Consider the following 7,925-nt stretch of genomic DNA (forward strand, 5'->3'; position numbering starts at 1 on the left):
GTCATGCGAGGTTAGCGACAGGAAGCGGCTGACCTTGCGGATCTCATCGACGGTGACGACCGTCTTGAAACTCTTGGTCTTGTCGTTCAGCGGCCGGGTCAGATGCAGCACGGAAGGATGCGCCCCGGTGGCGATCTGGCGAAACAGCGACGACGCCGGATCGGGAGCGGCAAGGCTTTCCGGCGCCTGCGCGAAATCCGGGTGCTTCAGCAGATGATGCGCAAGGTGGAAGGCGAGCGTCGCCTTGCCGATGCCGACTGGCCCGGAAAAGATCAGCGCATGCGGCAGCTTGCCGGCGCGATAGGCGGCGGTGAGCACGCCTGCAGCCTGGCCGTGCCCGACCAGAAGGGGCGTTTCGGAGGGCTCCGGCACGCCGTCGAGCGTGTCGTGCTGCTCGGGTGCGATGCGCTCGAAGATCATGCCGGCGTCGCCTGCCTGTCGCGTGCCGGCGCTCTCGCCGCCAGCGCCGCGAACACTGCCGCGGTGACGACGTTCTCAACCGCGTCGGGCTCGGCGGCTGCGTCGACGACGATGCAGCGCTCCGGCTCGGCCTTGGCGATCGCCAGAAACGCCTCGCGGCGGGCCCGGTGGATCGCCAGCGTCTCCTTTTCGAAACGGTCGGCGACTGCCTCGGCGCCGCGCCGCAGCGTTGCGCGCCTCAGGCCTTCCGCTGGGTCGATGTCGAAGATCAGCGTCATGTCCGGCATCATGCCGTTGATGGCGACCTGTTCCAGCGCATCCATGAACGCCGGATCGATGCCGCCGGTGACGCCCTGATAGACGCGTGAGGAATCGAGGAAGCGGTCGCAAAGCACGATGGAGCCACGCTCGACCGCCGGCCGGATCACCTGCTCGACATGATCGGACCGCGCGGCGGCGAAAAGCAGCGCTTCCATCTTCGGCCCGAACGGTTCGGCTGCGCCCGACAGCAGCACATGCCTGACCGCTTCGGCGCCCGGCGAGCCGCCGGGTTCGCGGGTAAGCAGCACGTCGTATTTCTTGGCGCGCATCTTCCTGGCCAGCCGCTCGATCTGCGTCGACTTGCCTGCCCCCTCGCCGCCTTCGAAGGTGATGAAAAAACCGCGTGCCAACCGAGAGGCCTTCTTGTCCATGGCTGAATGGGATTGTAGCGCTCTAGATAGTCCGCGTTGGGCCAAACGTCCATGCCGTCGATTTTTTGCCCTTATGCATGCCGTTCCCCAAAATCATGGCTGGTTTTGAGCGACATGCGTTAGCGCCGCCAGCCGACCGCCAGTTCCTTGACGGCATCGAGCGCGCGCTGCGGCAGCGTGCCGACGCCGATCGATTCGGCTGCGAAAAGCGGCGTCTCCTGGCTCAGCGTATCGCCGATCCAGACGCGCAGCGCACCCACCGGCTGCCCCTCCTCCACCGGTGCTGCAACCGGGCCGTCATAGACGATCCTGGCCGTCAGCTTGTCGCGGTTGGTGATCGGCAGGAAGATGTCGATCGGTCCCTTTGCCTTCAGCGTCACCCCGGATTTGGCGCCGCCGAAAACCTGGGCTTCTCCAACCACCTCGTCCCTGGCGAAAATTTCAGTCTTCTCGAAAGAGCGGACACCCCAGTCGAGCAGCTTTCGCGCTTCCTCGGCGCGCTCCTTGTCCGAGGCCAGCCCGCTCATCGCCGCGATCACGCGGGTACCATTGTGGCTGAGCGAACCGACGATGCCGAAGCCGGCTGCCTCGCTCGCCCCGACCGCCAGGCCGTCGGCGCCGATGTCCATCGCCAGCAGCGGATTGCGGTTCCTCTGTGAGATCTTGTTCCAGGTGAAATCCTTTTGGGCATAATAGCGATAGAAATCCGGATAATCGCGCCACAGGTGCAGGGCGAGCTGCGCCAGCTCGCGCACGGTCGTCTGCTGGCCATCTGCCGGCAGGCCGGTCGAATTGACGAAAGTCGACGTCTTGAGGCCGATCTGGCGGGCGCGTTCGGTCATCTGCGCGGCAAAATTGTCTTCGGATCCCGACATGCCTTCGGCGATGACGATGCAGCCGTCATTGGCCGCCTGCACGGTCACGCCCTGAATCAGGTCTTCGAGCCGGATCGACGACTTGAGCTTGGCGAACATCGTCGATGTTCCCGAAGGCGCGCCACCCTTGCGCCAGGCGTTCTCGCTGACCACGAACGTATCGTCGAGCTTCAGGCGGCCGGATTTGATGGCGTTGAAAACCACTTCCATGGTCATCAGCTTGGCCATCGAGGCCGGCGGTATCGGCTTGTCGGCCTCCTTGGAAAACAGCACCCTCCCGGTCTCGGCATCGATCATGAAGGCCTGCGCGGCCTTGGTTTCGAACAGCTGTGCACCGGCCGGAGCCTGGAAAAACAGCAGCAAGCCTAAAACCAGAAGCCCGGCGAGAGGCGGGAGCAAGCGAAATTGCATGATGTTCGACCCGTTGGCCGGCACCGCCGGCAAGCCCGCGAAAAGTATCAGGCTTTTTGCGCGGCGGATCAACCGCGCAGCGGAAATCCCACCAGGCTTGCGCTCAGTTGCGCACAGCCAGTGCATCGGGCGCGCCATGCGACCAGGCAGCCTGCAGCAAATCATCGAGATTGCGGTGGCCATCGGGATAGAGATTGACCGAATACCAATCCTCGCCATCGAGTTCCGAACGCTGGATCTCGATCTTGCCGTATGCGGCAAGCTGAGCGGCAACACGCTTGGCCTCCGCTGCATCCTCGAACGAACCAGCCGCGACGTAGTCAGTGGACGGACCGGCCGTTGGCGGCTGCCGTTTCCATGATTGGAGCACATCGGCCGGCGACATGCCGTCGCCACCCATCGCGGCGAAGGCATTTGAGACGCCGCGTTCGACCCGCTCGTCGGCATAGGACAGCGAGGCCACGGCAAACGGCGATTGCGGCGGCAGATTGATCTGCGGACGCTCCGGCACGATCGGGCCGAAATCCGGAAGCGCCAGATCGCCATACGCCGACGACTGCGTCGACATGATCGGCTGGACAGAACCGGAATCGGTCAACTGGCCCGGAAACGGCACGGCAGCAGTGCCGGCAGGCAGGCTTGGCGACGGGCCGTTCATGGCGACCATGACGCCGGTCGGCAGTCCATCCGACGGGTCTGGCGCCCTGTTGCCGGGATGATAGGAGGCCATCAGATACTGGTCGTCATCGCCGTCGAGCGGCGCGCGGCCGACATATTCGACCTTTACCTGAGCGGTGCCGGTGTTGGCATAGTCAAGCATCTGGGCAGCGCGCTCCGATACGTCGATGATGCGGCCTTCGTGATATGGGCCGCGATCGTTGACGCGAACGATGACCGAACTGCCGGTCTTGAGATTGGTGACGCGGGCATAGCTTGGCAGCGGCATGGTCGGGTGCGCCGCCGTCAGATGGGTCATGTCATAGACTTCGCCATTGGCGGTAAGCCGGCCATGGAAGGCGTCGCCATACCAGGAGGCGAGGCCGACCTTGGCGTAACGCTTGTCTTCCTTCGGGTAATACCACTTGCCGCGGACCTGATAGGGTTTGCCAAGCTGATCCCTGCCGCCGCCACGTTGGATGCGCCCGTTCCGGGAGATCACACGCGGGCTTGCCTTCACGCCATATTCGGATTCGGCGAAATATTCCTTGGAGCGGGTCTTCTTGTTGACCATCGCTTTCGGCTCAGGCTGCGACGCGCAGGCAGCCAGCAAGGCGGCCGACATGGCGAACAACGCGACGGTAGCAGCGCGACGAAGACGCGGTGGCGTCACAGCCTGCATTTTCCTGATGTCCCCTTCAGTCTCAACTCAAGGCGTCGCGTTCAACCACCAGAGGAGCCAAAACACTCACCCGACAATACCAACGACGCTTAAAACCCCGATCCTTTGTGCGCAGGAATTGCTTATCACGGTATTAACCGATTGTGGCCGCAACCGGGCAAGATTGTGGCGTCTCCACCGTAAGAGCTCTCTGAAAAGTAACGGTTTTCGTGCTTCCACGCGAGAGATGTGATGCCCTCTGCCACAGAAAGCCTGGCTTCGCTCCTGCCCGCCGTGCCTGCCGGTTGACCGGGCTTTGTCGGGCAGCGGACCGACCGCCGGAACAAAGAAATGCGCCGCTAGTTTCATCCGCAGGGCACTCGAACAGAAGGACGAGCATGATGAAAATGACTTCATTGATGGTCGCGATCGCGATGTCGCTTTCTGCCGGGTCTGCGATCGCCGCATGTCCGGACAAGTCAGCTTCGAACACCGGGACCGATGCCGGACAGACCGCCGGTATTTCGAAAGATGGAACCCACGCGCCTTTAGAGACTCCGAAGGCCATGGGCAACGCGAACAAGCCAGCCGCCAAGGATGGCACCACGATGCCATTGGCGGGCGCTGAAGGCGGGGGCGACAAAAACCTTGCAACCTCGCAGCAGGATATCGAGGCGCAGCAGCACGGTGATAAGGCCGCGGCGGCAAAGGCGGACGAAAATTGCAAAGACTGAGGACCGTACAGGCCGGAGCCGATTTGCAGCTTCGGCCTTCCTCACCAGTAGCTGTTCCCTTGGCGAAAGTTAAATCTGCGGGATACCGCAGCTGTCCCAAGAGGCTGACCCGTAGGATTACCTCCGCCCAATTCCGAGGATGGCTTGGTCGGTAGGTCGCGCCCTCGGTTGGGCCTGCACGAAAGCCCTCCAGCGTCAGGCTTCTTGTGTTCGCGCGCAAACCTGTACATCGCCAGTCGGCGGGCTCCTTCTTCATCATGCACCAATGGGATAGCGAGTTCCGGTGCTCGATTCCGAAAAACTCAGCGCCTGCCAGGACGGCAGGAACCGACACAGTGGTGGTTGACGCAGCCCTCAATGCCGCTTTACAGGAATGAGGCGTGAACCAGCCGGGAGCGCCTTCGGTGCCAATCCGGCGCCACAGGCCAAACGAGTTGGCCCCGCGCTGCCCAAATGGTTGAAAAACCACGATGGAGGAATGGCCGAGCGGTTTAAGGCACCGGTCTTGAAAACCGGCGTGGGTGCAAGCTCACCGTGGGTTCGAATCCCACTTCCTCCGCCATTCGATCGAGAAGGGCAGCATACAGAGCATACAGAGCATACAGAACTGAGTACGCCGATTTCCGCCTCCGTGGACGTAAGGGCGAAGCGTCAAACATCATGTCTGCTTTCTCCTGACCTTGGGCGTCAGCACTGGTAACCCCCCTGCTCATTCGACGTTCTATCCCTTGCATCGACCGCAATCAGAGGTATGCTAACACTTCATTCTGGTTGTATATTTCGCAAGGCTTATGGGATATTCGATCTCTCACGAGCGCCTGTCGGTAGTGATCGGTCGCATATATGAGGCCGCCTACGATCAATCGATTTGGCTTGACGTGGTCCTTCAGTTGCAAGCCATGTTTCATGGCTCCAGAGCCTGTTTCTCGGGCATCGACTGGGCCAATGTCGAGGATAGCTTTTGCGTCTCACCGAGCCGCGACCCCTATTGGGACAGGATTTTCCTTGACCATTTCGCGACCAACGAACTCTTTGCGCCGCGTGTGGCCGCGCCGCTTGGCCGGGTTTTTAGCGACACCCAGTTGATTGGGCGGCACCGTATTGAACGCACCTCCGTCTGGAACGAATGGATGATGCCGCAGGACATGTATGACGGCATGTTCTGCAATCTGCGCGCGTCGGAAAAGAACTACTGGTTTTTCGACGTGCAGCGAGGCCGAGGGCAGCCGGCGTTCGACGCCGATGATCGTGCGATGCTCGCCCTGATCACACCTCATCTGGAGCGCGCTGCGGGTTTGGGCCGACATTTCGAGGCGCGGCCTGTGCTCCAATCGCTGCTCGGCCACCTGCCCTTCGCCGGCTTTGTCGTCGATCCGCGCCTGCGCATCCTTGACATGAATGACGCCGCGCAAAGACTTCTGGTACAGCCGATCACTCTGCTGACGGCGAACGGTGGCCATCTGGCCACCTCCGATTCCACGCAAACCCAAATGCTGCAACGTGCGGTCGCACGAGTCTGCCGGGTGGACGAGAGCGAGTTTCCCAATTCGGCTGCCGATTTGATCTTGCGGTCGGAGCGCGGCGACCAACTGGTATTGTCGATTGGATTGTTGCCCGACGGCGAGATGTTCGGCCTGTCGGCTGGACCTTGCGCGGTGGTGCTGGCGCGCGAATCACGTTTGGCCCTGTCGACGAGCTTAGCCGATCAACTGCGAAAAACCTTTGGGCTGACAGGGAAAGAAGCTTCCGTCGCGCTCGCGCTCGCAAGCGGATTGTCCTTGAAGGAAATAGCGATCAGGGAAAACATGGCCTACGGCACCGCACGCGTTCATCTGGACAAGATTTTTCGCAAGACAGATACGCAGAGGCAGAGTCAGCTCATTGCGCTGCTGAATGCATTTCGTCTTCTGCCCTAACAAGCTGCAATAGCACATTAAGGTTCTTCGAGTGCAGGGCGTTGCGACTGTGGCGAGCCAGCGACAGTGCGCCACTCTTTGGCCGGTCTATGGCATTTGATATATATATCGCCCACCCATCATCCGTTATTGCGAATCTGAAGCACTGATTTGCTCGAAGCATTGCTTTGCTTGGGCTGTTCTGATGACGGCAGATTGCATTTATTGGACGATGGGGCGGGCCTATCATGAGACTCTACGGTTTTTCGGCAGACAAAGCCTACCCACTCGTTTCCTTGCGCGCGCAACTCCTCTCGCAGGCCAGTCGCTCGGCACTGCGTTTCGCAATCGGCATGGCCGGTTTCGCCGGCTCGGCTGTTTTCTTTTCCCCGCAGGCGCAGGCGGCATGTACGGTCACTCTGGGAACTGATGTGCAGTGCGGCACCACCTCCACGGTCAATGCCGTCAATCCGGCTGCTCCTCCCAACGACCGGGGCTATTCATTTTCTTCACCGTTTACGGCCCACCTCGCGATCGATGCCGGGGCGACGGTCAGCGGATTTGGCCTCGCGATCGAGAATACCGGCAATGGCGCCGTCATGGTCGTCAACAACGGCACGATCAGTGTCGATGCGGGCAACACGCCAACAGCCGGCGGGACCGCGGCACTCAATATCGATGCCGCCTCCAACCTGATCACGTACACAGGCAGCGGCGCGATCACCAATAACGGCAGTGGCGATGCCTTCGCAATAAAGCAGAATGGCCTGGGCTCGATCGATGTCGATGCCACCGGCGATATCACGGCGGCTGCCGGCTCAGGCATTGTGGTGCGTAACACGGCGGCGAGTGGCTCCATCGATGTCACCACGGGCGCGGTGACGGCGCTGGCTGCTGGCATGTTCGGTATCGACGTCCAGTCGTCTTCGACGGCAGGCAATCTCACGATCGTGGCGAACGGCGATGTGAAGGCGGGCAATACCGGTATCTTGGGTCGAGTTTCCTCCACAGGAACTGGCAACATCGATATCACGGCGAACGGCGCCATCGACGCAGGCAACGGCATTATCGCGCAGAACTTGGGCAACGGCTCGACGACGGTGAAGGCGATGGGACCGGTCACCGCGACAATGGCGTCGGGCCTTGGCGTCTTCGCTCAGGGCCGGGGCGATGTCTCGATAACAACGGCTGCGGTGACCTCGACGGGCGGTCAGGCGGTCTATGCAATAGGGACCGGCACAGGCACAGGCACAATCGATGTGACGACCAACGGCAATGTCTCGGGCACTGCAGGCATCCTCGCAGGTAACTCCGGCACGGGCATGATCAGCGTGATCGCCAATGGTGCGGTGACCGGCACATCCTTTGACGGCATCGTCGCGAACGGTGGTGGCGCGGTGGACGTGCAGGTCGCCGGCACGGTGATGGGCGCGCGTTCCGGCCTGACCTTGATCGGTGGCGCCAGCGGCACAGGCAATCTCTCGGTGACGGGCGCGGGCGGCTTCGTCGGCGGCAGCGACGATGCGGTGAATATTCAGAACTATGGCCCGGGCACGGTCACGGTCGATATATCCGGCGCC

At 61.6% G+C, this 7,925-nt stretch carries 5 protein-coding genes, 1 tRNA gene and 2 pseudogenes; 4 read left to right on the forward strand and 4 right to left on the reverse strand.

Features of this window, described 5'->3' with window-relative positions; all coding sequences use genetic code 11:
* From EN925_RS13945 to EN925_RS13960, 4 genes and pseudogenes are all read right to left on the reverse strand, one after another.
* Positions 1-420 (reverse strand): annotated as a pseudogene (locus EN925_RS13945) (DNA polymerase III subunit delta'); the annotation flags it as partial.
* A complete protein-coding gene (gene tmk / locus EN925_RS13950) occupies positions 417-1,091 on the reverse strand; it encodes a dTMP kinase (protein WP_024505515.1) in 675 nt (224 codons plus the stop codon). The pseudogene EN925_RS13945 and the gene tmk, both read right to left, overlap by 4 nt.
* Positions 1,092-1,231: 140 nt before the next feature.
* Positions 1,232-2,398 (reverse strand): D-alanyl-D-alanine carboxypeptidase family protein, encoded by a 1,167-nt coding sequence (locus EN925_RS13955; RefSeq protein ID WP_164894205.1) that lies wholly within the window; start codon positions 2,396-2,398, stop codon positions 1,232-1,234.
* Between the two features lie 103 nt (positions 2,399-2,501).
* Positions 2,502-3,737 (reverse strand): septal ring lytic transglycosylase RlpA family protein, encoded by a 1,236-nt coding sequence (locus EN925_RS13960; RefSeq protein WP_027161639.1) that lies wholly within the window; start codon positions 3,735-3,737, stop codon positions 2,502-2,504.
* Between the two features lie 377 nt (positions 3,738-4,114).
* Here EN925_RS13960 and EN925_RS13965 point away from each other — a divergent pair, with 377 nt between their 5' ends.
* The 4 genes and pseudogenes from EN925_RS13965 to EN925_RS13980 all read left to right on the forward strand — a co-directional run.
* Positions 4,115-4,450 carry a hypothetical protein gene (locus EN925_RS13965; protein WP_013531580.1) on the forward strand — a complete coding sequence of 112 codons (336 nt, stop codon included), beginning with the start codon at positions 4,115-4,117 and terminating at the stop codon, positions 4,448-4,450.
* Positions 4,451-4,922: 472 nt separating this feature from the next.
* A tRNA-Ser gene (locus EN925_RS13970) sits at positions 4,923-5,012 on the forward strand.
* A gap of 229 nt (positions 5,013-5,241) precedes the next feature.
* Entirely contained in the window at positions 5,242-6,366 is a 1,125-nt protein-coding gene (locus tag EN925_RS13975; protein ID WP_127369403.1) for a helix-turn-helix transcriptional regulator, read from the forward strand.
* Positions 6,367-6,593: 227 nt separating this feature from the next.
* Positions 6,594-7,925: pseudogene (locus tag EN925_RS13980) on the forward strand (autotransporter outer membrane beta-barrel domain-containing protein); the annotation flags it as partial.

The sequence above is a fragment of the Mesorhizobium sp. M7A.F.Ca.US.006.04.2.1 genome, assembly GCF_004022915.1.
GTDB lineage: Bacteria > Pseudomonadota > Alphaproteobacteria > Rhizobiales > Rhizobiaceae > Mesorhizobium > Mesorhizobium ciceri.

Bases quoted from the DNA above. Each gene is read 5' to 3' on its own strand.
- EN925_RS13955 (WP_164894205.1), bottom strand. From the start codon at position 2,398: ATGCAATTTCGCTTGCTCCCGCCTCTCGCCGGGCTTCTGGTTTTAGGC.
- EN925_RS13965 (WP_013531580.1), top strand. From the start codon at position 4,115: ATGATGAAAATGACTTCATTGATGGTCGCGATCGCGATGTCGCTTTCT.
- EN925_RS13975 (WP_127369403.1), top strand. From the start codon at position 5,242: ATGGGATATTCGATCTCTCACGAGCGCCTGTCGGTAGTGATCGGTCGC.
- EN925_RS13960 (WP_027161639.1), bottom strand. From the start codon at position 3,737: ATGCAGGCTGTGACGCCACCGCGTCTTCGTCGCGCTGCTACCGTCGCG.